This is a genomic window from Providencia sp. PROV076 (assembly GCF_028483405.1).
Taxonomy (GTDB): domain Bacteria; phylum Pseudomonadota; class Gammaproteobacteria; order Enterobacterales; family Enterobacteriaceae; genus Providencia; species Providencia huaxiensis.
In genome coordinates this window covers 59481-86448 of sequence record NZ_JAMPRR010000016.1, presented here as the reverse complement: position 1 = coordinate 86448, position 26968 = coordinate 59481, and the positions used below count along the sequence as shown (strand labels likewise).

Below are 26968 nucleotides of genomic sequence, written 5' to 3'. Positions count from 1 at the left end.
TATTCACAGATAAATCATCTTAAAATTCATTATTTATCCTAAAATAATTGTATAGGTCACATAAAATTCAGCATAATTCCACATAATAACTGAAGTTTATTAATGAAAGGAAAATAGGATGAAAAACAGAAATAAAGCGCTTTTAGCGACATTGGTTTCACTGTTTGCCGTATCTGCTATCGCTCAACCTAATATTATGGTATTGGCGACAGGGGGAACGATAGCAGGTGGTGGTGATTCAGCCACATCTTCCAGTTATCAAGCGGGTAAAGTCGGGATTGATGCTTTAATTAATGCCGTGCCAGAAACCAAAAAAATTGCCAATTTAAGTGGTGAGCAGTTGGTGAATATTGGTTCACAAGATATGAATGACCAAGTCTGGCTGACACTGGCGAAAAAAATTAACCAAGATTGCGATAAAACAGATGGTTTTGTAATCACTCATGGTACTGATACTTTAGAAGAAACGGCATTTTTCCTTGATTTAACCACGCAATGTAAAAAGCCAATTGTCTTGGTTGGTGCAATGCGTCCTTCAACAGCTTTGGGCGCTGATGGTCCTTTGAACCTGTATAATGCAGTAGTTTTAGCGACGGATAAGTCTGCTGGAGAGCGTGGTGTTTTGATGGCAATGAACGATAAAGTCGTGCAAGGCCGTAATGTGATGAAAATGAGCACCACTGAAGTACAGGCATTTGATGCCGTTAATAGTGGGGCAGAAGGTTTTATTCATGATGGTAAAGTCACCTATTTCCAAGCACCACAACCACGTGGTGACAAAGCGGCATTTGATGTAAGCAAACTCGAAAAGCTCCCTGCGGTAGGTATCGTTTATAATTATGCGAATGCATCAGCAGCTCCTGTGAAAGCCTTGAGAGAAGAAGGGGTTGAAGGAATTGTAAGCGCAGGTGTGGGTAACGGTAATATGTATAAAGTGGTATTTGACGCTTTAGCAAAAGCAGCGAAAGAAGACGTGGTTGTCGTTCGTTCAAGCCGTGTACCAACAGGTTATACAACAAGAAATGCTGAAGTAGATGACAATTTATATGGTTTTGTAGCTTCAGAAAGGTTGAACCCGCAAAAAGCGCGTGTATTGCTGCAATTAGCCTTAACCCAGACTAAAGATCCCCAGCAAATTCAGGCATTATTTGAAAAATATTAATTATCAAAACAAGTGTTAATTCAATACAGCGGGGTGCAGTAGCCTGTACCCCGTTAGTTTTATTGTTGCTAAGAAATTTCATATTTATGTATGTTATTTTTCAGCATAACAACATTTATCCTAATCATTTCACTCAGTATCTGATTTTTTTTAAGACAATTAGGTCAATGTGGTGATAGAAATTAGAGAATTCTTATCAAATAGCAAAAATTAAGGTCCAAAGGGTTAATTTACAGATTTTATCTTAAGCCCCACCGAATGTGTTTCTCTTCATTATTTTTCATATTTATCAATATATTAAATTTTATTTTTAGTAAGGTCATCACCGGTGATAATGGCAGTTAATTAAAATTAATGTGCCGTTGATCATATTTTGGCAACAAAGCCTGTATCTGTGTTGATAATTCGCGTTGCAAAAAATAGGCTAAATACATCGCAAGAGGCATAACTCATTGTGAATATTTAGATTTAAATGGAAAGTTAAATCGTATTTCGGCCGAAAAATAAAATTAAAAAATATTAGAGGAATACAAGAATGGTTAATAAAAATGTCAATACTGGCAGGAAATTGCTCGTCTTAAAAATTGCAATAGCGATGCTTCCTATTGGTTACCAGCCAATTATGCATGCGGAGCAATTTCTTGAAGATTCAAAACTTACTGGTGGCCTTTACTACTGGCAACGAGATCGTTCACGTAAGGATTTAGACCCAAATAGCGATAAATATAAAAAATATGCGGATAATCTTAAACACTCAACGTTTAATGCCAGCCTAGATTTCTCATCCGGCTACTTCCAGGACATCATTGGGCTTGATTTAGCCGGTTTTACAGCTATTGAGCTATCAAATAGTGGGCCTGCTGCGCCAAATGAAATCGGCTTTAGTGATGCGAAATCACGTTGGGATGAAAAATGGACAGGGGATCGCAGTGGTGTGACTTTTTATAAGGCTGCTGCAAAATTGAAATATGGCCCTTTCTGGGGGAGAGGCGGCTATATTCAGCCAACGGGGCAAACGCTTTTAGCATCCCATTGGAGTTATATGCCTGGAACATACCGCGGATTAGAGCTGGGTGGGGTGTTTGATTTTGAGCAAAATGGTGAACTCAGCATGTCTTATATGTGGACCGACCGCTATAAAGCGCCTTGGTACCGTAGTATGTATGACTTTCGTGAAGCGGATGGTAAAACTGGGATCAGCTATTTACACTCAATTGGCTTTAAATATGACTTTAAAAACAATCTAGTCCTTGAAGGTGCATATGGGCAAGCTAAAAGTTATATGGATCAATATTTTGCCAAGGTTTCCTATGCTACTCCTGTTGTAGGCCGTGACTTACGTATGTCTTATCAATTTTATGGAGCAAAAGACAAGGTTTCAGACGGCGGAGTTAACGATGTTTATGACGGTTTAGCTTGGTTGCAAGCGATGACATTAGGTTACACCTACGATGAATTTGATTTTAAAGTTGAGGGAACCTATGTAAAAGCTAAAGGCAATCAAGGTTATTTCCTACAGCGTATGACCCCTGGCTGGGCAACATCAAATGGCCGTATGGATATTTGGTGGGATGGCCGTTCAGACTGGAATGCTAATAATGAAAAAGCAGTAATGGCAGGTGTCATGTATGATTTAAAAAATTGGGATTTAGCCGGATGGAAGGTCGGAACCTCATATATTTATGGATGGGATGCAAAACCAAGTACGAATAGCCAATATGCTCAAGATGTACGTTTGAAAGAAAGTGCATGGAACTTTGATATTTTATATACCGTACAGTCAGGTAGAGCGAAAGATACGTTGTTTAAACTGCATTTTACCAAATATGATAACCATACAGATATTCCGAGCTATGGCGGTGGTTACGGAAATATCTTCCAAGATGAAAAAGATATTAAATTTATGGTGATGATGCCATTTACTGTATTTTAAAGTATAAAACATTTTAGTCACAATGACTGCTATAGGGGAAACCATGGCAGTCATTAAAGGGTATTACCTTATATTTTTAATAATGAATAAGATATTAGCGTAAGGATAAATGCCTATATTAAAGCTTAAAAATAAGGTGAGTATTTTCACCTTATTTTTATTGTAATTATAAAGATGCATTATTTACACTTTCATTGAGTATGAAAGTGTCTTGTTTTAGTTTATCTTTTAATACGGTAACTTTTTCTGAATGATGAGCTGGGTTTTTAACTTGTGCTTGACCAGATAAAATCCCACCTTTTTTAATTGATAAACTGCTGTAATGGATCGTGCCGTGGATTTCTCCATTATTTTCAATACAAATAGTATCAGAGTGGCATTCACCTTCAATTCGCCCATTTACCACCAGTTCTTTGCAGGTGATATTTCCTGTCACTTGGCCGTTTAACATGACTTTAACCATATTATCTTTTCCAGTTATATTCCCAATGACTTTTCCGTAGATATGCACTTGCTCATTAGAGGTAATATTTCCTTCAAAAATAACGTCCCTAGAGATAATCGTATTCGATTTTTCTTCACTAATAGTTGGAGTTGATAGTCTGACTTGTTCTTCTATCTTTATGGTCACTTCAGGCTCACTACTTATCGAAGGGGGCGTTGCTGTAGGTGCGGGCTTGTTTTGTCTTTTGGTGAACATTTTACTTACCTTTTTTTGATTGAAGTATACGATCAAGAACAGTATTGATAATGCAAACGAAAATAAGGCGATAGTTAAATAGCTAAAAAACCACCCTATTAAAGTAAGAAACCAGAAGAAAAAACTTGTATTGAGAAAAAGATATGTTTTTTTCATCAGTTAATCTCTTACAAATTACTAAAGTACTAAATAAGTTTAGTCAATAAATGTAATTACACACTTAAATTGTACGTTAACGTTATGGCTACATTTGAATCATTAACTCTCTAATCTAGAGTTAAAATTATAGTAAGGTAATAAAATAATTTTATATAGTATGAAACACTAGAAATCATCTATAATATTATTTATATACTACTTTGATATGTAAGTGTAATTCTAGATAATAGAATATATTCATCGGTGAAATAATATAAAGGTTTTGATTTGAATTGCAACTATTATAGTTTCTAGGGGAAATTTTTACTAACTAAAAATTTTAGTGATAAATAGTTAAATTTAAGTTATTCACCAGAAATTATCACTAATCGATTGAAAAAATATCGATACTTAAAATAAAAAACCCTGATAAAGTTTATTATCAGGGTTTTGGTATTTTTAACCATTACGCTTTATCAACGATGGCTGAATACTATTACTCTTTTGCTTCGTGTGCGTCAGCATTATCACGGCAATCACCGTCTGCGCAATGACCATATAGATATAAACTATGGTTAGATAGTTTAATGCCATGGCGAGCAGCGATATTTTTTTGGCGAGTTTCAATGGATTCGTCAGTAAACTCAATCACTTTTCCACAATCTAAACAGATTAAATGGTCATGGTGATGTTGCTGAGTTAACTCGAATACAGATTTACCACCCTCGAAGTTGTGACGGGTTACGATACCAGCATCATCAAATTGGTTTAACACGCGGTATACGGTTGCTAACCCGATCTCTTCACCCATATCGATCAGCTTTTTATAGAGATCTTCCGCACTGACGTGGTGGCACTCAGGCTCTTGAAGTACTTCCAAAATTTTTAATCTTGGAAGAGTGACTTTGAGTCCAGCATTTTTCAATGCTTTATTGTTGTCTGTCATGCGGGTTTGTCCTGTATCTTAAATCATAAATTTAACAATAATGAGACATTTTTAACATCAATACAGTTGTCTTCTAAACTGATTTACAATTATAGGCATGGAAAATAAAAATAGAAACCATGCATTGTCTCATTATTTTGATAATCTCTTGAGAACCTATCCTATTAGGATACCTTATCGGTTATTTTAGTTCACACCACTGGTTTAGGTGATTCATTTTGTGCAAAACAGTGGTGCAATCTATGGGTAAGGGTTCTTTATATGAACTATTAGCCTAAAATTTCAGCTAAAGACATTTCTTCAGAGATTTGTTTTACCCATGCATCAACACGTTCATCTGTTAGCTCAGGTTGACGATCTTCATCAATAGCTAAACCAATAAAGTGGTTGTCATCTGCCATGCCTTTGGATACTTCAAAGTGATAACCTTCTGTTGGCCAATGGCCAACAATAACAGCACCACGAGGTTCGATAATATCGCGGATCGTACCCATAGCATCACAGAAATATTCAGCGTAGTCTTCTTGGTCTCCACAACCAAATAAGGCGACAAGTTTACCTTCGAAATCAATTTCTTCGAGAGTAGGGAAGAAATCATCCCAATCACATTGGGCTTCACCATAATACCAAGTTGGAATACCGAGAAGTAGAATGTCAAAAGCTTCAATATCTTCTTTGCTACATTTTGCGATATCGTGAACTTCTGCTACATCTTTGCCTAATCTTTCTTGGATCATTTTGGCAATATTTTCTGTGTTACCTGTGTCACTTCCGAAGAAAATGCCTATGACTGCCATAAAGTGATTAACCTCTTGTTTTTCTAAGAGAGCTAGAGGCGATAATTTGCTTTCTAGAGCCCATTTAGAACGAAAATAGATAGAATATTACGCCTTATTCTGGCGAAAAAATGTTGCTAAGTCTGTCAAATTTGTGTGATTTATCAAGATAACGTTATTTGAGTATTGATGTATCGACATGCTCAAGTTGTGACATTAAAATTTCTTCGATCAATTCACTACGGCTTATATTTTTATCTTCAGCTAACTGATTCAATACCGCGACAGCTTCTTCGTTCAGCTTCAATTCAACCCTGCGCAATCCCTTCACTTTATCTCGTTTCAGTTGGTTGCGTTTGTTGATCCTTAATTGTTCATCCCGTGATAGCGGGCTTGTTTTAGGTCGCCCAGGCCTTCGTTCCTCAGCGAACAAATCTAGCGTAGTTCGATCTGTTTGTTCTTTTGCCATGTTTATAACTGCTAAAAGGGTGTGCCAGTAATTCAGCGCGCCATGATACCCTAGCTAATTCCCTTGTGCTATAGCTTCATCTATGATGATTTGGTTTAATTGGTTGTAAAGTGAGCACTTTTAGTAAAAAAGCACCACTTGTTATAGCCGTGATGCTTTTTTATACGCATTATTGTGTTTGTTGGTACCATAAATTGGCGTATAAGCCATTTGATTTGAGTAAGTTTTCATGTGAATTCATTTCGTGTACTTCTCCTTGGCAAATCACACATATCCTATCTGCGTGCATAATCGTATTTAACCGATGCGCAATACTAATAACGGTTCTTCCTTGAGTAATTAATGGCATGTTTTCCATAATGGCGGCTTCTGATTCATAATCGAGTGCGGAAGTAGCTTCATCGAGAATTAAAATATCGGGTTCGGTGAGCAAAGCACGCGCAAGCGCAATTCGTTGACGTTGACCGCCTGAAAGGTTTAAGCCTTTTTCTGATAAGGGGTAACTAAAATTATCAGGTAATGACATTATAAAGTCATAAGCGCCAGCTAATTTTGCTGCGTGAATAACTTGTTCATCAGTCGCTTGTGGATGACTTAATCGAATGTTATCAGCGATAGAGCCGACGAATAAGGTACTTTCTTGTAATACGACGCTCATTTTTCGGCGTAATGAAACGGTATCTGCAACCGCGAGATCCATACCATCAACAATAACTTGCCCGTGCTGTGGGACATAAAGTCGTTGTAATAATTTTGTTAGGGTACTTTTCCCGGAACCTGAGGGGCCGGTAATGCCAATAAATTCACCTGCATTAACCGTTAATGACAAATTATTGAGAACTTCGGGCGTATCAGGTTGATAACGAAAGCGAATATTTTGAAACTCGATTTTTCCGTGAATATTTGACGTATTTGCAATCCCCTTACGTTCATTTTCTACGGGCTCATCAAGAATATCTCCCACTCGACGTAATGAAATGATGGTGTGTTGGAAATCCTGCCAAACTTGGGCAAACCGCAACACAGGCTGTGTAACATGTGCACTTAGCATATTAAATGCCACTAATTCGCCAGGCGAAATCCCACCATTTAGCACCTCTTTGACACCAACCCACAAAAGGATTGCGGTAGTTATTTTGCTCACGAATGTCATTAATTGAGAGGCCACCTCACTGCGCATTGAAACTTTAAAGCTTTGAGTTAGCTGTTTACTAAATATTTTTTTCCAGCGTTGGTTAAAGTACTTTTCTGTTGCTGTCGTTTTTATGGTTTCAATCCCAGTAATACTTTCAGTAAGAAATGTGAGACCATTTTCATCGGCTTGATAGGATTTTTCAGTTTGCTGGCGAATAATTGGGCCTAGGACCATCCATAAAACAAAGAATACCCCCATAGAGCCTAATAAAATCCAAGTCATCAAACTACTGTAGGAAAATAAAACCGCGACAAAAAGAATGACAAAGATAAAGTCTATAAATAGCATCAGAGTTGAACCCGTTAAGAATTGCCTTATATGGGCTAATTCACGGATCCTTGCGATAATTTTACCGGTTGGTCTTAGCTTAAAATAATTTAGAGGTAAGGCCATTAAATGGCGATAAATTTTGCCTGATAATTCAGCGCTGATCTGGCTGCTACTATGACTAAAAATTTTATTACGAATAAAGCCATATATCGGCTCTGCAACAGCAATGGCAAAAATTGCCAATGCAATGACATGCAAATTTGAGAGACTGCGTCCAACTAACACTTTGTCGATTAAATTTTGAAATAATAAAGGGCTAATTAAGGCAAAAAGCTGAATAATGGCAGAGAGAATAAAAATATTTCGTAATTTAACGTGTTGGCGCAAAATATAGGGAATAAACCAACTAAAGCCAAAGGCTTTTTTTTGCTCGGGCTCTAATTGTTCTTTAATGAGTAATACGTCAAATTCAGTTTCTGGAAGTACAGTAGAGTTATGAATGGGTTCCTGTTCGTCATTGGCGGGGTTTATGAGTACCAGTTCATTTTCTTGGCTAATAACTTGCCAAAAACCCGCTACATAGATTAAAGCAGGTAAAGGCAGCGTGCTTAATTGTGTATATTGCGCGGTAATAAGCTCGGTTTCATACCCTAATGTATGTGCGCATTCTCTAATTTCCCACTCAGTAGGGGATAAAGTTTGCATACCAATTGCATGCCTGAGTTGATCAGATGAAACATTGTTTTGGTAATATTTAGCCACCCAAACTAAAGCATCCAAGCCATGATTATTTAATTGTTCCATCGATTATTTCTCTCTCATCGCGTTTGAGGTGTATTCATTGATAGGGCTGAGCAAGTAATCAATAATGCGACGTTTATCCGTTTTTATTTCAGCTACAATGGATAAACCGGGAGTCAGTTCAATGGACTCACCATCGACGAGTAGTTCTTTTTGATTAAGACCGATTTGTCCTAAGAATACTAATCCAAGGTTTTCATCGAGAGTACTGTCACGAGATATGGAAATCACTTCACCTTCAACCGTGCCATAACGAGTGTAAGGGAAAGCATCTATTTTCACTTCTGCTCTCAACCCTTCATAGATGAACCCAATATCTTTGTTCAAGATTTTAATTTCAGCTAATTGAACATGATTATTAGGAACTACCGCCATTAACTGCTGTGCCGGTTGTAGCACAGCCCCTAAAGTATGTGTAGCAAGCTGCTGAATAGTGCCATCAACGGGAGCTCGTATAATCTCTAATTGATTCCTCTCTTTATTTTTTAATAATTCTTGTTCAAGAGAAACTCGCTTAAAGTCGGCTTGTTTGTATTTTTCATCCCACTCTTGGTTTTTTTGTGCTTTCATTCTGCCCATCTTTTCATTTAAGGCGTGATGCTGGCTTTTTAGAATTGATAACTCAGATAATTTGGTGACTTTTTCTTTTTTAGCGATTAATAGTTCCCGCTCTTGTTCTAAAAACTCTTTCTGGCTGATTAACTGCTTTTCTGTTAACGAATGGTGTGCATCAAGGCGCTTTTTGATGTTCACAATGAGGGAGTTGATGGTTAGTAATTCATCTTTTCTAGCTTGTTGATTAACAATATTTAATTGAATTTCATTGTTAAGTTCATTAATTAATGAATCAAATTCTATTTTTTGTGTTTGAAAGCTAGCCCGCGTATTGTTCTGTTCTGTTTCAGTTAATTGACTAAATAAAGGTAATTGTTCAAGGGGCTGTTGTGAAATCAATGATTGATAAATTAGTATTTCAGATACATGGAAGTTATGTTGATAATTTAAACTTAGGATATCTTGGTCAACGCCGAGCACATTGACAGTAATTAAAGGATCCCCTTGTTTTACTACTTGCCCATCAGTAACATGAATATGTTCTAAACGGCTTAATTCAAACGCTTGAATTAACTGTGTTCGTCCCGAAACAATCAGTTTCCCCTGAGTCGTTGCTTGAATATCCAATTTGCCAAAAAATGACCAAGTCACGGCAAGAAAAACGCCTATACCAATAGAAATAGCGACATATAGAGCCAAATAAGACGGTGGTGTCTTTAATATTGCCAAGTGTGAAGGCAAAAAGCTGTTATAACGGTTTTTATCTAATCGATGTTTCATTTTACGTCCATGTCTGATTTCAGAGACTGCTGTAGAGTCCACAAGTGTTTATAAAAATCACCTTGTTCAATAAGTTGCTGGTGGCTACCTTGCTCAATGATTTCCCCATTTTGCATCACAATGATCCGCTGGTGATGGCGAATGGTTGATAAGCGATGAGCAATTGTGATGATGGTTCTTCCTTTTGCAATAATATGCATATTTTCTTGAATAACGGCTTGGGACTCGTCATCTAACGCGCTAGTTGCCTCATCAAAAATAATCACTTTAGGGTTAGAGAGTAGTGTTCGAGCAATAGCAATGCGCTGGCGTTGACCGCCAGAAAGAGATGTTCCTCCCTCGGCAAGAACGGTGTCGTAACCTTTGGGTAATTTCAAAATAAAATCGTGTGCTCCTGCCATTTTGGCCGCATGAACGACTTCCTCCATGGAAGCATCCGGTGAGGTTTGAGCGATATTGTGAAAAACGGATTGGCTGAATAAAAAATTCTCTTGCAGCACAATGCCAATTTGTTGACGAAGGGAGTGTAAGTTAATCGCGGATATGGGCGTGTTATCCACAAAAATGGCGCCACTCTCTGGGGTATAGAGCCGTAGTAACAATTTAGCAAGGGTACTTTTACCTGACCCGGACGTACCGACAATGCCAATGGTTTCTCCCGCTTTAATATTTAAATTAAAGTTTTTTAGAACAAACGGCATGTTTGGTTGGTAACGGAACGAGATATTTTTTAAATTTAAATGCCCTTGAAGGGGCAATTTATTTTCTTGCTGAGATTGTTCGATAGGTAAGTTGATAATTTGGGAGAGTTTTTCGATAGCGACACGGGTTCGAATGTAGTCCCCCCATAGTTTAGTGAGTTTGATGAGAGGCTGATTAGCGTGGCTAACCATCATGTGAAAGGCAATAAGCTGGCCAATCGTCATTTGCAATGCTAAAACTTCAGAGGCACCAACCCACAAAACAATCGCACTGGTGATTTTTTCAATAGCCATCACCAAATGTTCAGAACGCGAGCTTATTTGCCCTGATACAAAGTTAGTTTGGCTCATATCAGAGGTTTGACCGTCCCAGCGACGAGTAAAATTTGGTTCTACGGATAAGCTTTTCGCGGTTTCGATTCCATTAATACTTTCAGTCAAAAAAGAGGTATTGATGGCGATGTTGGTAAACTGTTGTTGTGCTGCGGATTCAATTTTAGGCGTTAACCACCAAGCTAATGAAAGATAAAATGGAATAGAACACAGAAATATTATTGTGAGTGTTGTGGAGATTAAATTCATCACAAAAATAAATACAAATAAAAATAATACATCTACACATAGAGTGAAAAAACTACTGGTTAAAAATTCACGAATAGTTTCGAGCTCTTTCACTCGGGTGACAATTGCGCCTATTTGCCTACTTTTAAAAAAGGGAATAGGTAGTCTAAGTAAATGATTAACCAGTTTTAAGCCAAGTGTCATATCAATACGGTTAACTGTATGATGATAAATGTACTCACGTAACCCTTTTAGCGTCACTTCTATTAGTGCTGCTATCATTAACCCAAAAATTAAAACATCCAAGGTGACTAAGCTATTGTGAACGAGCACCTTATCCATAATAACTTGCATAACTATAGGGGATACTAATGCGAGGATTTGCAATATAAATGAAAAGAATAGAACCCACAAAATAATGGATTTATATTTCATAAATTCAACTTGGAACCAAGTGATGTCAAATTGCCCCTGTTTAAGGCTTACCTGTAACCAATGGCCACTCCATTGTTGATTCAGTTCTTCAATACTCCATATTTCTGGAGGGGTATTTCCAAATTGCTGAACGAGCACTTGCTCTTGGTTGCGGTTAGCTAATAGAAAGGCTTCTCCTTTGACATTATATAAAATAGCAGGGCAAACTATTTTAGTTAGATTTTTATTTTTCTGATGTTTATTCCTACAGCGAATGGAGTACTTTGATTTAATAATGTTAAGTTTTTCATTGTAACCAATAGGTTTATTGAGTGTTTGTTCTAGTTCTTTAGGGTTTATTCCCCCTGACAACTTAGCAATAACACTAATAAAGTATAATGTCGATTCTAATTTGAGACTATCCATTTTCTATATTAATAAATTCCTTAAGTTATTTTAATTTTAAAATTAAATTGTGCATTAATAAAATATACAGTAGATAACAATAAAATAGGGTGGAATTTGGATAATACAGGGTTTGTAATTCGCTGTGTATTGAAGTTAGTCTTATTATGTAGTTAATAAAGAAATTATATTTAACTACAAATATATTTAAAGATATTGAAAAGTTATATGTCTTTTCAATATCTATATTTAAATGTAATTAATTATTCGGGGATAGATAAAAAACGATGGATAGCTCTTAAAACATGGTCTGGTTTTTCTGCATGAACCCAGTGCCCTGTATCAGCGACAACCCACGCTTTGGCTTGCGGAAATTGTTGTGCGATTTGTTCTTTATATTCAGCTTGCACATAGGGGGAGTTTCCTCCGGGGATTAACAACACGGGTTTGTCCCAAGCAGGTACTGTTTCCCAACCAATAATACTTTCATAATTAGCTTTGAGAGCGGGTAAATTAAATTTCCACTCACCTTGTTTAAACGACTTAAGCAGAAATTGGATTACGCCATCCTCATTAATGTAATCATGCATAATCACGGTAGCTTCTTGGCGAGTTTTCGCATTTTTTGCTGTGGCCGCATCAAGAGCTGCAAATATTTTATCATGACGACGGACTTGGTAAGCGACGGGCGCCATATCAATCGCAACGATGCTATCAATAAAATTAGGGGCTATTGCGGTTGCTGCCATGGCAATTTTCCCCCCCATTGAGTGGCCAATTAAAATAGCATTTTCGTAACCTAAAGATTTTACTAATGTAATAACATCTTGAGCCATTTGCTGGTAACTCATTTGCTCATCACGAAATGAGTCACCATGATTACGAACATCAATTTGAATCGTATCGAAATATTGTTGTAAATTACGCCCTAAAACACCTAAGTTGTTGAGGTCACCAAATAGCCCATGGATGAGTACTACTGGGCTATTTGAGATTGGATTTTCAGGTTTATGAATAGTATGGTTAAGTAATACAGTCATATTTGTTTGATCAATTCGTCAGCGGTACATGTGGTCTTATCATGTCACGGCTCTGAGTAAAATCCAAATGGTCAAATAAACTGCAATCTTGGTTGAGGTAAGTTAATGAGGCGATAACTAAGAGGATCATCGCCAGTAAATTTCAGAAAATTGAATTTGGCTACGGAGGTAAAATACTGAAAGTAATGGCATGATAACCTACTGAATTATCTTCGAACTTAGAATAATGTTTACTTTAAGTTATTGAAATTTTAATTGTTTTGTTTTTTTTAAATCTGTCTTATAATCACACCGCAAATTTTAGTTAAATAAGTACTGGGAAAAAATGAAAACAATAGACGTTGATGAAGAGCTTTACCGCTATATTGCGAGCCATACACAGCATATCGGTGAAAGTGCATCGGATATTTTGCGCCGTATGTTAAATTTCAAATCCGGGCAGCCAGTACAAGCAAAAGAAATGAGTCAGGAACATGCTGTTATTAAGGCTGAACCTGCGACGAGTATACCTGCTGTTGCATTAAATCCTGTTAGGGTCATTAGAGAGCTCCTGTTATCTGACGCTTATGCAGAAAAAAATAAAGCGATTGACCGCTTTATGTTGATTTTATCTACTTTATATAGTTTAGATGCGAATCGTTTTGCGAGTGCAACAGAGTTAATGCATGGTCGAACTCGTATTTATTTTGCTGGCGATGAGCAAACATTACTTGCAGCCGGTAAACAATCTAAGCCTCGCCATATTCCTGGGACACCGTATTGGGTGATCACAAATACGAATACGAATCGTAAACGTAGTATGGTTGATGCGATTATGCAGGAAATGCAATTTCCAACCAATGTGATTGAAAAAGTTTGTAATACTATTTAAAAACTGAAAGGCCACTGATGTTGATAACAAAGCATCAGTGCTTTGGGAGAAAACAAGTGACAATACATGAACGTGCAGGGCAGCTTCCGTTTCAAAGTGACTTGATCAATGTCGCTCAATTAACCGCTCAATATTATACGCAGCAACCACAACCTGGAAATGCATCTCAAGCTGTTAAGTTTGGAACATCAGGGCATCGTGGTAGCTCATTGCGTAAAAACTTTAATGAAAACCACATATTAGCTATTGCACAAGCGATAGCTGATTTACGCAAAAAGCAAGGCGTAACAGGCCCTTGTTTTGTGGGGAAAGACACCCATGCGTTATCAGAAGCGGCATTTATCACTGTGGTTGAAGTCTTAGCGGCAAATCAAGTTCATGTTATTGTTCAGGAAAATAATGGATTTACCCCAACGCCTGCTGTCTCTCATGCCATTTTAAGTTATAACCAATCACATCAAGATGTTGCGGATGGTATTGTTATTACACCATCACATAACCCACCTGAAGATGGCGGTATTAAATATAATCCTGCGAATGGTGGGCCGGCAGATACCGATTTAACGTCTGTCATTGAGAAAAATGCTAACCAATTGCTAGCCAATAACCTTGAAGGAATTAAAAGAACCAACTTTGATAGTGCGATGGCGAGTGAGTACGTCATTCAGAAAGATTTGGTTATGCCTTATGTCTCTGCATTAGGTGAAGTTGTTGATATGCAAGCAATTGCTAAGTCTGGTTTAAAAATTGGCGTTGACCCTCTAGGCGGCTCTGGTATTGAGTACTGGAAAAAAATTGCTGAATATTATCAATTAGATATTGAAATCGTAAATGACCAATTAGACCAAACATTCCGTTTTATGCCTTTAGACCATGATGGTGTCATCCGTATGGACTGCTCATCAAGTTGGGCAATGGCGGGTTTGCTTGGGATGAAAGAAAAATTTGATTTAGCTTTCGCTAATGACCCTGACTATGACCGTCATGGCATTGTCACCCCCGATGGTTTAATGAACCCAAATCACTATCTTGCTGTGGCAATCGACTACCTATTCCAACACCGCCCTCAGTGGGGAAAAAATGTTGCGGTAGGGAAAACCCTTGTCTCAAGTGCGATGATTGACCGTGTTGTTAACGATATAGGGCGTGAATTAGTTGAAGTACCAGTAGGGTTCAAATGGTTTGTTGATGGGTTATTCAGCGGCCAGCTAGGTTTTGGCGGTGAGGAAAGTGCTGGGGCATCATTTTTGAAATTCGATGGCACACCTTGGTCAACAGACAAAGACGGTATCATTCTTTGCTTACTCGCTGCAGAAATTACGGCGGTTACGGGTGAAAACACGCAGCAACGTTATAATAACCTCGCTAAGAAATTTGGCGCACCGATTTACAACCGTATTCAAGCGAAAGCGACTCACGAGGAAAAAGCGAAGCTAAGTAAATTATCACCGGAAATGGTTGCAGCAGATACATTGGCTGGAGATAAAATTACACAGCGTTTAACTGCTGCCCCTGGTAATAATGCACCAATTGGCGGTTTAAAAATCATGACTGATTATGGCTGGTTCGCAGCAAGACCATCAGGCACGGAAGAAGCGTATAAAATTTATTGTGAAAGCTTCCGCGGAGAAGAGCATTTACGCCAAATAGAAAAAGAAGCGATTGAGATCGTAAGCAAAGTTATTCGCTAATTTTTTAATTTTTTATAAAAGACATTTCAATGAATATCCCGAAACACAGCGCAATGATGTAATTCGGGATATTATCGCTTATTTATTGTTAATTTCTCCATAAAATTGTGCTTGTCGAGAGTGTGACAAGATTAACAAAATTCTTTTTTCCATTATCAAAAAATAACCCCCCTTTCATTTTTGGGCTTGCTGACAATAACCGTTGCAGCTAAAGGCTTGGAGTGGTACAACTTTAAGTATCTGAGTGAATTTTATTAACCATAATTGAAGATGGATAGGGTGAGGTCAATGAGTCAGGTTTATAATTTCAGTGCAGGCCCAGCTATGCTACCTGTTGAAGTCATGCGTCGTGCTGAACAAGAGTTTTGTAATTGGAAGGGATTAGGCGTTTCTGTCATGGAAGTTAGCCATCGCGGAAAAGACTTTATCGAAGTGGCAACAGAAGCAGAACAAAATTTACGTGATCTATTAAACATTCCTGATAACTATAAAGTTTTATTTTGTCACGGTGGGGCTCGAGCCCATTTTGCTACATTACCGATGAATTTATTAGGTGATAAAACGACCGCTGACTATATTGTGAGTGGCTATTGGTCAGAGTCAGCAGCAAAAGAAGCTGAAAAATACTGCACACCTAATGTAATTCAAATTACTGAAGAAAAAGACGGTGTTGTGAGTTTAAAACCCATGAAAGAATGGCCATTAAGTGATGATGCCGCTTATGTCCACTATTGCCCAAATGAAACCATTGGTGGCTTAGCTATTCATGAAGAACCTGACTTCCCTGAAGATAAAATTATTGTTGCTGACTATTCCTCTTCTATCTTATCTAAACCGATCGATGTAAGTCGTTATGGTGTCATTTATGCGGGAGCTCAAAAAAATATTGGGCCAGCTGGATTAACTATCGTTATTATCCGAGAAGACCTGCTCGGTAAAGCTTCGCCTCAGACTCCATCTGTATTTGATTACACGGTATTAGCAAAACACGATTCAATGTTTAATACCCCACCGACCTTTGCTTGGTATCTTGCGGGGATGGTCTTCAAATGGTTAAAAGAACAAGGTGGTTTGCAAGAAATGGCTAAGCGTAATTATGAAAAATCACAATTACTCTACAATGCAATTGATGATAGCCAGTTCTACATTAACCGTGTTGCGGTTGAAAACCGTTCTTGGATGAATGTACCGTTCCAAATGCAAAACCCGGCTCTTGATGCGAAATTTATTGATGGAGCCAAAGAGCAAGGCTTACTTTCTCTAAAAGGCCATAAAGTGGCTGGTGGTATGCGTGCGTCAATCTATAATGCGATGCCATTAGCGGGTGTACAGGCTTTGGTTGATTTTATGGCTGATTTGGAACGTCATAACGCTCAATAATGAGATTTGCCGACTGAAATAGGATGTTCAGTCGGTTATTTGTGCTCTTTACATTTGACTTAAAAGAAAATAGAGCCAGATTTTATTTACTTGCAAAACTTCACTGGAGAAACTGCTTTTTATGCAATCCCTGACATTACAACCTATCTCTTCAATTAACGGCACAATTAATTTGCCAGGGTCAAAAAGTGTCTCAAACCGCGCACTATTATTAGCAGCGATGGCTAAAGGAACGACCACACTCACTAACTTATTGGACAGTGATGATATTCGCCATATGCTGAATGCATTAACCCAGTTAGGCGTTAGCTACCAACTATCGGAAGATAAAACACGTTGTCGTGTGGAAGGTTTAGGTGGAAACTTATCTCATCCAAATGCTCTAGAGATATTTTTAGGCAATGCCGGAACGGCAATGCGCCCACTGGCTGCTGCATTATCACTAAGTCACAATAATATTATTTTAACGGGTGAGCCTCGCATGAAAGAGCGCCCAATTGGGCATTTGGTCGATGCATTAAGGGAAGGTGGCGCAGAAATTGAATATTTAGAGCAGGAAAACTACCCGCCACTACGATTGAAAGGTGGTTTTATCGGTGGTCAAATTTCAGTCGATGGGTCTGTTTCCAGCCAGTTTTTAACTGCATTGTTAATGGCGGCTCCGCGTGCAGAGCAAGATACAACAATTACAATTATTGGCGAGTTAGTCTCTAAACCTTATATTGATATCACGTTAGCATTAATGAAAACATTTGGTGTTAATGTCGAAAATCATCAATATGAACATTTCGTTATCAAAGGGCAGCAACAATACCAATCACCAGGTGAATATTTAGTGGAAGGTGATGCTTCATCAGCGTCTTATTTCCTCGCTGCGGCTGCCATTAAGGGAGGCGTAGTGCGTGTAACAGGAATTGGGCGTAATAGTTTGCAAGGGGATACTAAATTTGCCAACGTATTAGAAAAAATGGGCGCGACTATTCGTTGGGGTGATGACTACGTTGAGTGTGAACGCGGAACGTTGACAGGTATTGATATGGACATGAATGCGATCCCTGATGCGGCAATGACTATTGGAACGGTTGCTCTGTTTGCTGAAGGCGAAACGGTTATTCGTAATATTTATAACTGGCGAGTAAAAGAGACCGACCGGTTATATGCGATGGCGACAGAGTTACGAAAAGTTGGCGCTGAAGTGGAAGAAGGACATGATTATATTCGTGTCGTTCCACCGAAAAAATTACAGCATGCTGAAATTGAAACTTATAACGACCATCGTATTGCAATGTGTTTTTCGTTAGTTGCATTATCAGATACGCCAGTAACAATTTTGGATCCCGGCTGCACTGCAAAAACTTTTCCTGATTACTTCGAACAGTTGGCACGTTTAAGTCATTAATCTATTGGTTGGGTTGATATTATTTTCTTTGATATCAACCTGATTTTTACGATCCAAACATCAATTTTCTCTTATTTTTTAGCAATCATCAGAACCTGCTTATTTCACAAATCTACTGAATTGGTATAATACCTTCACAGATTTTAATTGCGGGTAGCTAGGCTATTTGCAGAAAAGGAGATTTTTATATGGTGGCGATAGCCCCTGTAATCACCGTTGATGGACCAAGCGGAGCAGGTAAAGGTACACTTTGCCAAGCATTAGCAAACGAATTTGGATGGCAGCTTTTAGACTCTGGCGCAATTTATCGTGTATTAGCGTTAGCTGCGTTACATCACCATGTTGATATCCAATCCGAAGATGCGTTAGTTCCTTTGGCTGCAAATTTAGATGTGAAATTTGTTCCTGAAGATAATGTACTGAAAGTCATTCTGGAAGGGGAAGATGTTTCGAATCAAATTAGAACCGAAACAGTAGGGAATACAGCATCCCAAACAGCAACTTTTCCTCGCGTACGTGAAGCTTTACTTCGACGCCAACGTGCATTTAGAACGCTACCTGGACTTATTGCCGATGGCCGTGATATGGGAACGGTGGTTTTCCCCGATGCTCCAGTAAAAATTTTTCTTGATGCGTCAGCTGAAGAACGTGCTCATCGGCGGATGAAGCAGTTGCAAGAAAAAGGTTTTGATGTTAATTTTGAACGTCTTTTAAGCGAAATTGAAGAGCGAGATTTTCGTGATCGTAATCGCTCTGTTGCACCTCTTATTGCCGCGAAAGACGCATTAGTGCTGGATTCCACAAGTATGTCTATTGAGGAAGTTATTGAAAAAGCACACACCTATGCAAAAAAAATTCTACAATTATCGTGATAATAGGCTTTATTTTAGCTTATAATTAGATAATATACGCAGTTACCGCTATGTGATTATATTATTAGCATAGCATCAACCTTGCGACATGGAATGTTGTGGGGTATGTGAAACAACCCCATTTGGCGGGAAGCTAAGTGGACGTTAATTTAAAACTCTTGAAGATCATTAATATGACTGAATCTTTTGCTCAACTCTTTGAAGAATCCCTGCAGAATATTGAAACTCGTCCTGGTTCTATCGTCCGTGGTACTGTTGTTGCCATCGATAAAGACGTAGTCCTTGTTGACGCAGGTCTTAAATCAGAATCTGCTATCCCAGTAGAACAGTTCAAAAATGCTCAGGGTGAGCTAGAAATCCAAGTTGGCGACGAAATCGATGTAGCTCTGGATGCAGTAGAAGATGGTTTCGGTGAAACTATCCTGTCTCGTGAGAAAGCTAAACGTCATGAAGCATGGCTGATGCTGGAAAAAGCTTACGAAGAAGCTGAAACTGTAACTGGTGTTATCAACGGTAAAGTTAAAGGTGGTTTCACTGTTGAGCTGAACGGTATTCGTGCGTTCTTACCAGGTTCACTGGTTGATGTACGTCCAGTTCGTGATACTACTCACTTGGAAGGCAAAGAGCTTGAGTTCAAAGTAATCAAGCTGGATCAGAAACGCAACAACGTTGTTGTTTCTCGTCGTGCTGTAATTGAATCTGAAAGCAGCGCTGAGCGCGATCAACTGCTGGAAAATCTGCAAGAAGGCATGGAAGTTAAAGGTATCGTTAAGAACCTTACTGACTACGGTGCATTCGTTGATCTGGGCGGTGTTGACGGCCTGCTGCATATCACTGACATGGCTTGGAAACGTGTTAAACACCCAAGCGAAATCGTCAACGTTGGTGATGAAATCAATGTTAAAGTTCTGAAATTCGACCGTGAGCGCACTCGTGTTTCTCTGGGTCTGAAACAACTGGGCGAAGATCCTTGGGTCGCAATCGCTAAACGTTACCCAGAAGGTACTAAACTGACTGGTCGCGTTACTAACCTGACTGACTACGGCTGCTTCGTAGAAATCGAAGAAGGCGTTGAAGGTTTAGTTCACGTTTCAGAAATGGATTGGACTAACAAAAACATCCACCCATCTAAAGTTGTTAACGTTGGTGATGTTGTTGAAGTTATGGTTCTGGATATCGATGAAGAACGTCGTCGTATCTCACTGGGCCTGAAACAGTGCAAATCTAACCCATGGCAGCAATTTGCAGAAACTCACAACAAAGGCGACCGCGTTGAAGGTAAAATCAAGTCTATCACTGACTTCGGTATCTTCATCGGTCTGGACGGCGGCATCGATGGCCTGGTTCACCTGTCTGACATCTCCTGGAACGTTGCAGGCGAAGAAGCAGTTCGTGAATACAAAAAAGGTGATGAAATCGCAGCTGTTGTTCTGCAAGTCGACGCAGAGCGTGAGCGTATTTCTTTAGGTGTTAAACAGTTAGCTGAAGATCCATTCAATAACTACTTAGCAGCAACTAAGAAAGGCGCAATCGTAACTGGTAAAGTAATCGCAGTTGATGCTAAAGGTGCAACTGTTGAGCTGACACTGGGCGTTGAAGGTTACCTGCGTGCATCAGAAGCTTCACGTGACCGTGTTGAAGATGCAACACTGGTTCTGAACGTTGGTGATGATGTTGAAGCTAAATACACTGGTGTTGATCGTAAAAACCGTGTAATCAACCTGTCTGTTCGCGCTAAAGACGAAGCTGATGAGAAAGACGCTGTCGCAGCTGTGAACAAACAAGAAGATACAGCATTCGGCAACAATGCTATGGCTGAAGCTTTCAAAGCAGCTAAAGGCGAATAATTAAGTGGGGGCAACAGTAGCGTTGCCCCTTTGTAACGGTAGTTTAGGGAGGTACTATGACCAAGTCTGAATTAATTGAAAGACTGGCTAGCCAGCAGTCTCATCTTTCAGCAAAAACCGTTGAGGAAGCTGTAAAGGAAATTCTTGAGCATATGGCGGATACGTTAGCTAACGGTGAGCGTATTGAAGTCCGTGGTTTCGGCAGTTTTTCTCTTCACTACCGTGCTCCACGCGTTGGCCGTAACCCAAAAACTGGTGATAAAGTGGAACTAGAAGGTAAATATGTTCCTCATTTTAAACCAGGTAAAGAATTACGTGATCGTGTAAATATTTACGGCCAATAATCAGGCTGTAAATCTTAATTATTACATCAAAACAGTGCTTGTATTTTATACGGCACTGTTTTTTATATCTAGCCAACACCAACACCAACACCAACACCAACACCAACACCAACACCAACACCAACACCAACACCAACACCAACACCAACACCGCTTCTATACTTTTAAAGCCTATAAAAATAATAAAATAAATCCAAAAGCAGCTTTAGAGATATATACGTGTCTTGCGAAGCTCCTCGCAAACTAATATGTATATTTTTATCAGTAAAAAACATATTGGGAAGCGCTACGAAAAATAAAACAAAGAGACTTAAAAAATTCATAGGAATAAATAAACTAAAGCAAATAAACGCTATGTAGGGATACAAAAGTTGATAAAAAATATCATCTACATAATAAGATGGCTAAATAATTCAATCAAAAAATGTAATTTAATCTTTAATGGGAAATTGTCTGTTTCGATGACAAAGGCTTCTATTGCTTTGATTTTAGGTACATTACCACTTTTATTTATACCTAAAATTTTAATGCTGAGTGAATTATTATTTGTTTCTTTGTTTGTATCGGTATTAATAATATTCTTTATATTTGGTAAATCATGCAAGTTTTTAGCACTAATTATTATGTTTTTTCTATGGGCTAATTGGCATGGAATTAACATCATTAATCATATTAATTATCTACCTAAAAAAAATAACGATATTGATGTGGTTATTGTTGGTATTCCTTTGAGTAGCAAAGAGCAAAAAATCAAAGTACGTATTGATAAAATTAACAATCGCATTGTTTTTCCTCCGTTATATGCTACATGGAAAACAAAGGAAACTGTTTGCGCAGGGCAGTCTTGGCGGATCAATGGCAAAATAAAGCCATTGCATAGTTCACTAAATGAAGGCGGATTTAATCTACAACGTTACTATTTAGCTAATAGGGTCATAGGGGGATTGAAAAGCCAAAAAATAGAACCATTAGAAATGGCGTGTTCTGTAAGACAAAAAATTATTTATAACTATATGGAGCTAATTAGCTCATTATCTAATAAAGGAATTATTTATGGGTTAATGTTTGGCGATAGAAATTTACTGCCTACAGATCAAGCCTATTTACTACAGAAAACAGGTTTGACACATTTAATGGCTATCTCGGGTTTACATATTGGTTTAGCCTACTTGTTTGGTTTTCTTATTGCTCGAGGAATTCAATATTTTTTACCAATAAAATATATTAGTGAAATACTTCCAGTAGTAATAGGTATGGTGCTAGCTATTTTTTATGCATGGATCTCGGGGTTTGCTATCCCTGCAACACGGGCACTGTTTGCCTTACTATTATGGGTATATATTAGAAATAAGCCTGCAAGGCATTTTGCTTGGCAATGGGCGCTTTGGAGCATAGCGGGAATATTACTATTTGACCCATTGGCTATTTTGTCAGATAGTTTTTGGTTATCTAGCTTCGCTGTACTAGCCATTCTCTATTGGTTATCAATATTTCCATTAGCCTACCATTTAGCTAGAGGGATAAAAGGTAAAATTATAGGGTTAGCACATTTGCAAATAGGCTTGCTCATCTTACTAATTCCAATGCAACTTATTATATTTAATGGTATTAACATAATGGGGTTAGTGGCTAATATTTGGTTTGTTCCGTTAATTTCTTGGTGTGTTGTCCCTGCTATTTTGATCGTATTTTTAGTGCCAATAGAGGTAGTTCAGCGGTCTTTTCTATATGCGATAGATAGGGTGATAGATTTAGGGTTAAAGCCATTACCTTATTTCAGTACTTTTTGGTCAGAGTTCATTAATGTACCTTATTATTTATTCTTAATATGTTGGCTAAGCATCATTGTCATCTTATTTAAGTGGTACAAACGTTACTTTGGGCTTATTGGGTGTGTGGTTATCTCAATCTTTCTAGAAAGGGGAAGTGGTAAACAACTCAAAGAAGGCTGGAAAATGACGGTATTAGATATCGGGCACGGTTTAGCTGTTGTGATAGAGCAAAATGACTTGGCATTTCTCTATGATACTGGAAATACTTGGAAAGAAGGGAGTAATGCACAGCGTCAAATTGTTCCTTTTCTTAAATATCATGATATAACCCCTATTGGCTTAATTTTAAGCCATAATCATTTAGACCATACAGGGGGAGTGAATTATTTAATTCAACAATACCCATGGTTAAGTGTAAGAAGTAGTTTTGGGCCACAGGATACTTTGGCATACAAGAAAAAAAGTAATAATATTAATAATATAAAAAAGATGAAGCACCTTCCCTGTTTTAAAGGTCAAAAATGGCAGTGGGGAATATTAACTTTTGAAGTATTATGGCCTGAAAAGTTAGCACCAATATCGCATAATGATGATTCTTGTGTCATTCAATTGACGGATGGGTTTCATAAAATTTTATTAACAGGAGATATCGAAAAACAAGGGGAAAAATCACTTGTCGCAATGTACAAGAACCGGTTACGTTCGAATCTTCTTTTCGCCCCTCATCATGGAAGCAGCACTTCATCAACTGATTTATTGTTAAGAAATGTTCAACCTTCAATGGTAGTCGTCTCATCTGCAAGGTACAGTGCATGGAAAATTCCGTCGCCAAAAGTCTATTTTAGATATAAAAATAGTAATATTAAGTGGTTAAATACAGCAGAAGATGGTCAGTTAACTATATGGTTTAAAAGGGAAAATATCCAAGTTTCACGTTACCGCTATGAAATTCAGCCCCGCTGGTATCATCTGTGGTTTGGCTTACCGCTATTTCCCGAGTAGAATAGTGCGCTTACATTAAGTCTGGTAATTAAAAGTATGAATGATAAAGACCTTTCGACAAAACAAACTTTTCGTCGCTTGTGGCCGATAATTGCGCCTTTTAAAGCGGGTTTAATCGTTGCAGCAATAGCACTTATCATAAACGCAGCGGGTGACGCATTTATGATTTCTTTATTAAAACCTTTATTGGATGAAGGCTTTGATAAAGCAGATAATGACGTTTTAAAATGGCTTCCGCTTGCGGTGTTAGGGTTAATGGTTGTTCGTGGTGGGTCTAGCTTTGTTTCAACCTATTGTGTTTCATGGGTTGCAGGTAAAGTCGTGATGAACATGCGACGTAAACTGTTTGGCCATATGATGGGAATGCCCGTTAGTTTTTTTGACCAACAATCAACAGGAACACTGTTATCTAGAATTACTTATGATTCAGAACAAGTTGCATCTTCTTCTTCTGGGGCATTAATTACAATTATTCGTGAAAGTGCTTATATCATCGGGTTATTTGCGATGATGTTCTATTATAGCTGGCAGCTTTCTCTTATTTTAATCGTGATCGCCCCTGTTGTATCAGTCACTATTCGTATCGTTTCTAAGCGTTTTCGTAAGATTAGTAAAAACATGCAAACGGGTATGGGGCATGTGACGGCAAGTGCAGAACAAATGCTAAAAGGGCACAAAGAGGTTTTAATTTTTGGTGGCCAGAAAGTTGAAACTGAACGTTTTAATAAAGTCAGTAACAACATGCGCCGTCAAAATATGAAAATGGTAACCGCTTCAGCAATCTCAGACCCTATTGTTCAGTTAATTGCATCATTTGCATTAGCATTTGTTCTTTATGCTGCGAGCTTTCCCGAAATTCGCGATGAATTAACATCAGGAACAATTGCAGTTGTTTTCTCATCAATGTTTGCCTTGATGCGTCCATTAAAATCATTAACTAACGTTAACTCACAATTCCAACGTGGTATGGCGGCTTGCCAAACGTTATTTGCAATCTTAGATTCGGAACAAGAAAAAGATAACGGAACTAAAGTACTTAAAGAGGTTAAAGGGGATATTAAATTTGAACATGTCACCTTTACCTATGCAACCAAAGAACATCCTGCGTTAGATGATGTATCGTTTATTTTGCCTGCAGGGAAATCAGTTGCTCTAGTTGGGCGATCAGGCTCAGGTAAGTCCACTATTGCAAATTTGATTACACGTTTTTATGACATTGATGAAGGCTCTATTCAAATTGATGGTCATGATATCCGTGAATACACATTATCCTCATTACGTAGCCAAGTCGCGTTAGTTTCTCAACATGTTTATCTATTTAACGATACGATAGCGAATAATATTGCTTATGCAACAGACGGTAGCTACAGCCGCGAACAAATAGAGAAAGCAGCAGAAATGGCCTATGCAATGGATTTCATTGTTAAACTTGAGAAAGGCCTAGATACAGTTATTGGCGAAAATGGTGTGATGCTTTCTGGCGGACAACGTCAAAGAATAGCGATTGCTCGAGCGCTGCTACGCGACGCCCCAATTCTTATTCTTGATGAGGCAACATCTGCACTAGATACAGAGTCTGAGCGTGCTATTCAAGCGGCTCTTGATGAGTTACAGAAAAATAGAACATCCTTGGTCATTGCTCATCGGTTATCGACGATAGAAAATGCGGATGAAATATTAGTTGTACAAGATGGCCGGATCATTGAGCGTGGTGACCATAAATCGCTATTAGCTCAAGATGGCGCATATTCACAGTTACATAGTATTCAGTTTAAACAATGATAGAACGTATTTGGTCTGGTAAATCATGGCTGTATCTTTTATTACTGCCGTTGTCTTTCCTTTATGGATTGGTAACGGTAATTAGGGATATAGCTTATAAAATCGGGCTGAAACGTTCATGGAAAGCGCCAATTCCAGTGGTCGTGGTGGGAAACCTGACAGCGGGGGGGAATGGTAAAACCCCTGTTGTTATCTGGTTGGTGGAATCACTCACCAAAGAAGGCTACCGCGTGGGGGTTGTTTCTCGAGGGTATGGCGGTAAAGCTGAAAAGTACCCGTTGATACTCGATGAAACGACCACAACTGAAGTTGCAGGGGATGAACCTGTATTAATTTTTCATCGTACTAAATCCCCTGTAGCCGTTGCACCCAAGCGCAGTGATGCAGTTAAAGCCTTACTAGAAAAGTTTCCACTAGATGTAATTATTACTGATGATGGGTTGCAACACTATGCATTGCAACGTGACTACGAAATAGTCGTTATTGATGGTCAACGTCGTTTTGGTAATGGGTGGTGGTTACCCGCAGGGCCTATGCGCGAAAGAGCTGGGCGTTTGAAGAGTGTTAACGCTGTCATTGTTAACGGTGGTGAAGCTCAAAAAAATGAAGCTTTAATGGCCCTTGAAGGTGATGTTGCTTGTAACCTTGTTAGTGGTGAAAAACGAGCGGTTACACAATTGCCTGCAGTTATCGCAATGGCAGGTATTGGTCATCCTCCTCGTTTTTTTGCCTCATTAGAAAATAAAGGGGTCGAGGTCATTAGTACCCATGCTTTTGCTGATCACCAGTCATATGAATTAAAACAGCTTTCACGGTTAGTTAAAAATGAGCAAAACTTATTGATGACCGAAAAAGATGCTGTAAAGTGCCGTGCTTTTGCACAACCCAATTGGTGGTTCCTTCCAGTCCAAGCGTATTTACAAGCTCCTGACGCTGAAAAAATCTTAAGCGGAATAAAAAAACTTATCACAAATAACAAAAAAACTTGTCTATAACGTTCCTCTGTGATAATAATATCGCCAATGTGATATAGATCCACTTATTATGTATCTAGATGCAATACATTAATAATTGGATTTTATACTAGCTTAAATTTTACGCTCCGTTCTTTAGTTAGTCTTCATATCCTCGCATAATCTATATTGTAAAGTCGCTGTCATCG

At 38.4% G+C, this 26968-nt stretch carries 20 protein-coding genes; 12 read left to right on the top strand and 8 right to left on the bottom strand.

From position 1 onward, the window contains the following. The first annotated feature begins 118 nt into the window (after positions 1-118). Together ansB and chiP are read left to right on the top strand one after the other, a co-directional pair. Positions 119-1162, top strand: a complete 1044-nt coding sequence (gene ansB, locus PSF67_RS10485) for an L-asparaginase 2 (protein WP_102138468.1) — start codon at positions 119-121, stop codon at positions 1160-1162. 535 nt (positions 1163-1697) lie between these two features. After that, positions 1698-3095, top strand: a complete 1398-nt coding sequence (gene chiP / locus PSF67_RS10480) for a chitoporin ChiP (protein ID WP_102138469.1) — start codon at positions 1698-1700, stop codon at positions 3093-3095. Positions 3096-3261: 166 nt separating this feature from the next. Here the strand turns inward: chiP and PSF67_RS10475 are convergent, their stop codons facing one another. From PSF67_RS10475 to ybfF, 8 genes are all read right to left on the bottom strand, one after another. Continuing rightward, positions 3262-3795, bottom strand: a complete 534-nt coding sequence (locus PSF67_RS10475) for a bactofilin family protein (RefSeq protein WP_272676878.1) — start codon at positions 3793-3795, stop codon at positions 3262-3264. Between the two features lie 634 nt (positions 3796-4429). Then, the gene (gene fur / locus PSF67_RS10470) at positions 4430-4879 is read right to left on the bottom strand and encodes a ferric iron uptake transcriptional regulator (RefSeq protein ID WP_004256285.1); all 450 of its coding nucleotides are present in this window, start codon (positions 4877-4879) and stop codon (positions 4430-4432) included. A gap of 269 nt (positions 4880-5148) precedes the next feature. Continuing rightward, positions 5149-5676: a flavodoxin FldA gene (fldA, locus tag PSF67_RS10465; RefSeq protein WP_004256261.1), complete on the bottom strand. Its 528-nt coding sequence runs from the start codon at positions 5674-5676 to the stop codon at positions 5149-5151. 154 nt (positions 5677-5830) lie between these two features. Continuing rightward, on the bottom strand, positions 5831-6124 hold the full coding sequence (ybfE, locus tag PSF67_RS10460; protein WP_102138471.1) for a LexA regulated protein: 294 nt from the start codon (positions 6122-6124) through the stop codon (positions 5831-5833). Between the two features lie 169 nt (positions 6125-6293). Then, entirely contained in the window at positions 6294-8393 is a 2100-nt protein-coding gene (locus tag PSF67_RS10455) for a type I secretion system permease/ATPase (RefSeq protein WP_272676877.1), read from the bottom strand. Positions 8394-8396: 3 nt separating this feature from the next. Continuing rightward, a complete protein-coding gene (locus PSF67_RS10450) occupies positions 8397-9725 on the bottom strand; it encodes an HlyD family type I secretion periplasmic adaptor subunit (protein WP_231068403.1) in 1329 nt (442 codons plus the stop codon). Then, complete coding sequence (locus PSF67_RS10445) at positions 9722-11827, bottom strand: peptidase domain-containing ABC transporter (RefSeq protein ID WP_272676876.1); 2106 nt, start codon at positions 11825-11827, stop codon at positions 9722-9724. Before PSF67_RS10445 ends, PSF67_RS10450 begins: the two co-directional genes overlap by 4 nt. 242 nt (positions 11828-12069) lie before the next feature. Next, the gene (ybfF, locus tag PSF67_RS10440) at positions 12070-12846 is read right to left on the bottom strand and encodes an esterase (RefSeq protein WP_166185614.1); all 777 of its coding nucleotides are present in this window, start codon (positions 12844-12846) and stop codon (positions 12070-12072) included. 325 nt (positions 12847-13171) lie between these two features. Between ybfF and seqA the strand changes: the two genes are divergently transcribed. The 10 genes from seqA (at position 13172) to lpxK (ending at position 26801) form a co-directional block, all read left to right on the top strand. After that, entirely contained in the window at positions 13172-13717 is a 546-nt protein-coding gene (seqA, locus tag PSF67_RS10435; RefSeq protein WP_102138476.1) for a replication initiation negative regulator SeqA, read from the top strand. Between the two features lie 56 nt (positions 13718-13773). Then, the gene (gene pgm, locus PSF67_RS10430) at positions 13774-15408 is read left to right on the top strand and encodes a phosphoglucomutase (alpha-D-glucose-1,6-bisphosphate-dependent) (protein WP_272676875.1); all 1635 of its coding nucleotides are present in this window, start codon (positions 13774-13776) and stop codon (positions 15406-15408) included. A gap of 288 nt (positions 15409-15696) precedes the next feature. Further along, the gene (gene serC / locus PSF67_RS10425) at positions 15697-16788 is read left to right on the top strand and encodes a 3-phosphoserine/phosphohydroxythreonine transaminase (RefSeq protein ID WP_272676874.1); all 1092 of its coding nucleotides are present in this window, start codon (positions 15697-15699) and stop codon (positions 16786-16788) included. Positions 16789-16909: 121 nt separating this feature from the next. Further along, positions 16910-18187, top strand: a complete 1278-nt coding sequence (gene aroA / locus PSF67_RS10420; RefSeq protein ID WP_195698462.1) for a 3-phosphoshikimate 1-carboxyvinyltransferase — start codon at positions 16910-16912, stop codon at positions 18185-18187. Between the two features lie 188 nt (positions 18188-18375). Next, positions 18376-19059 (top strand): (d)CMP kinase, encoded by a 684-nt coding sequence (gene cmk, locus PSF67_RS10415; protein ID WP_102138480.1) that lies wholly within the window; start codon positions 18376-18378, stop codon positions 19057-19059. 173 nt (positions 19060-19232) lie between these two features. Beyond that, positions 19233-20906 (top strand): 30S ribosomal protein S1, encoded by a 1674-nt coding sequence (gene rpsA, locus PSF67_RS10410; RefSeq protein ID WP_004909559.1) that lies wholly within the window; start codon positions 19233-19235, stop codon positions 20904-20906. 56 nt (positions 20907-20962) lie between these two features. Next, positions 20963-21250: an integration host factor subunit beta gene (gene ihfB, locus PSF67_RS10405; RefSeq protein WP_004256221.1), complete on the top strand. Its 288-nt coding sequence runs from the start codon at positions 20963-20965 to the stop codon at positions 21248-21250. Positions 21251-21711: 461 nt separating this feature from the next. Further along, positions 21712-24024 (top strand): DNA internalization-related competence protein ComEC/Rec2, encoded by a 2313-nt coding sequence (locus PSF67_RS10400; RefSeq protein WP_272676873.1) that lies wholly within the window; start codon positions 21712-21714, stop codon positions 24022-24024. A 36-nt stretch (positions 24025-24060) separates the two neighbouring features. Next, positions 24061-25806: a lipid A ABC transporter ATP-binding protein/permease MsbA gene (msbA, locus tag PSF67_RS10395; protein ID WP_166268065.1), complete on the top strand. Its 1746-nt coding sequence runs from the start codon at positions 24061-24063 to the stop codon at positions 25804-25806. Beyond that, positions 25803-26801 carry a tetraacyldisaccharide 4'-kinase gene (gene lpxK / locus PSF67_RS10390; RefSeq protein ID WP_272676872.1) on the top strand — a complete coding sequence of 333 codons (999 nt, stop codon included), beginning with the start codon at positions 25803-25805 and terminating at the stop codon, positions 26799-26801. Before msbA ends, lpxK begins: the two co-directional genes overlap by 4 nt. Positions 26802-26968 lie beyond the last annotated feature (167 nt).

What these genes read in the sequence shown, in the direction of transcription:
- ansB (WP_102138468.1), top strand. Translation starts at nt 119, where the DNA reads ATGAAAAACAGAAATAAAGCGCTTTTAGCGACATTGGTTTCACTGTTT.
- chiP (WP_102138469.1), top strand. Translation starts at nt 1,698, where the DNA reads ATGGTTAATAAAAATGTCAATACTGGCAGGAAATTGCTCGTCTTAAAA.
- PSF67_RS10475 (WP_272676878.1), bottom strand. Translation starts at nt 3,795, where the DNA reads ATGTTCACCAAAAGACAAAACAAGCCCGCACCTACAGCAACGCCCCCT.
- fur (WP_004256285.1), bottom strand. Translation starts at nt 4,879, where the DNA reads ATGACAGACAACAATAAAGCATTGAAAAATGCTGGACTCAAAGTCACT.
- fldA (WP_004256261.1), bottom strand. Translation starts at nt 5,676, where the DNA reads ATGGCAGTCATAGGCATTTTCTTCGGAAGTGACACAGGTAACACAGAA.
- ybfE (WP_102138471.1), bottom strand. Translation starts at nt 6,124, where the DNA reads ATGGCAAAAGAACAAACAGATCGAACTACGCTAGATTTGTTCGCTGAG.
- PSF67_RS10455 (WP_272676877.1), bottom strand. Translation starts at nt 8,393, where the DNA reads ATGGAACAATTAAATAATCATGGCTTGGATGCTTTAGTTTGGGTGGCT.
- PSF67_RS10450 (WP_231068403.1), bottom strand. Translation starts at nt 9,725, where the DNA reads ATGAAACATCGATTAGATAAAAACCGTTATAACAGCTTTTTGCCTTCA.
- PSF67_RS10445 (WP_272676876.1), bottom strand. Translation starts at nt 11,827, where the DNA reads ATGGATAGTCTCAAATTAGAATCGACATTATACTTTATTAGTGTTATT.
- ybfF (WP_166185614.1), bottom strand. Translation starts at nt 12,846, where the DNA reads ATGACTGTATTACTTAACCATACTATTCATAAACCTGAAAATCCAATC.
- seqA (WP_102138476.1), top strand. Translation starts at nt 13,172, where the DNA reads ATGAAAACAATAGACGTTGATGAAGAGCTTTACCGCTATATTGCGAGC.
- serC (WP_272676874.1), top strand. Translation starts at nt 15,697, where the DNA reads ATGAGTCAGGTTTATAATTTCAGTGCAGGCCCAGCTATGCTACCTGTT.
- aroA (WP_195698462.1), top strand. Translation starts at nt 16,910, where the DNA reads ATGCAATCCCTGACATTACAACCTATCTCTTCAATTAACGGCACAATT.
- cmk (WP_102138480.1), top strand. Translation starts at nt 18,376, where the DNA reads ATGGTGGCGATAGCCCCTGTAATCACCGTTGATGGACCAAGCGGAGCA.
- rpsA (WP_004909559.1), top strand. Translation starts at nt 19,233, where the DNA reads ATGACTGAATCTTTTGCTCAACTCTTTGAAGAATCCCTGCAGAATATT.
- ihfB (WP_004256221.1), top strand. Translation starts at nt 20,963, where the DNA reads ATGACCAAGTCTGAATTAATTGAAAGACTGGCTAGCCAGCAGTCTCAT.
- PSF67_RS10400 (WP_272676873.1), top strand. Translation starts at nt 21,712, where the DNA reads ATGACAAAGGCTTCTATTGCTTTGATTTTAGGTACATTACCACTTTTA.
- msbA (WP_166268065.1), top strand. Translation starts at nt 24,061, where the DNA reads ATGAATGATAAAGACCTTTCGACAAAACAAACTTTTCGTCGCTTGTGG.
- lpxK (WP_272676872.1), top strand. Translation starts at nt 25,803, where the DNA reads ATGATAGAACGTATTTGGTCTGGTAAATCATGGCTGTATCTTTTATTA.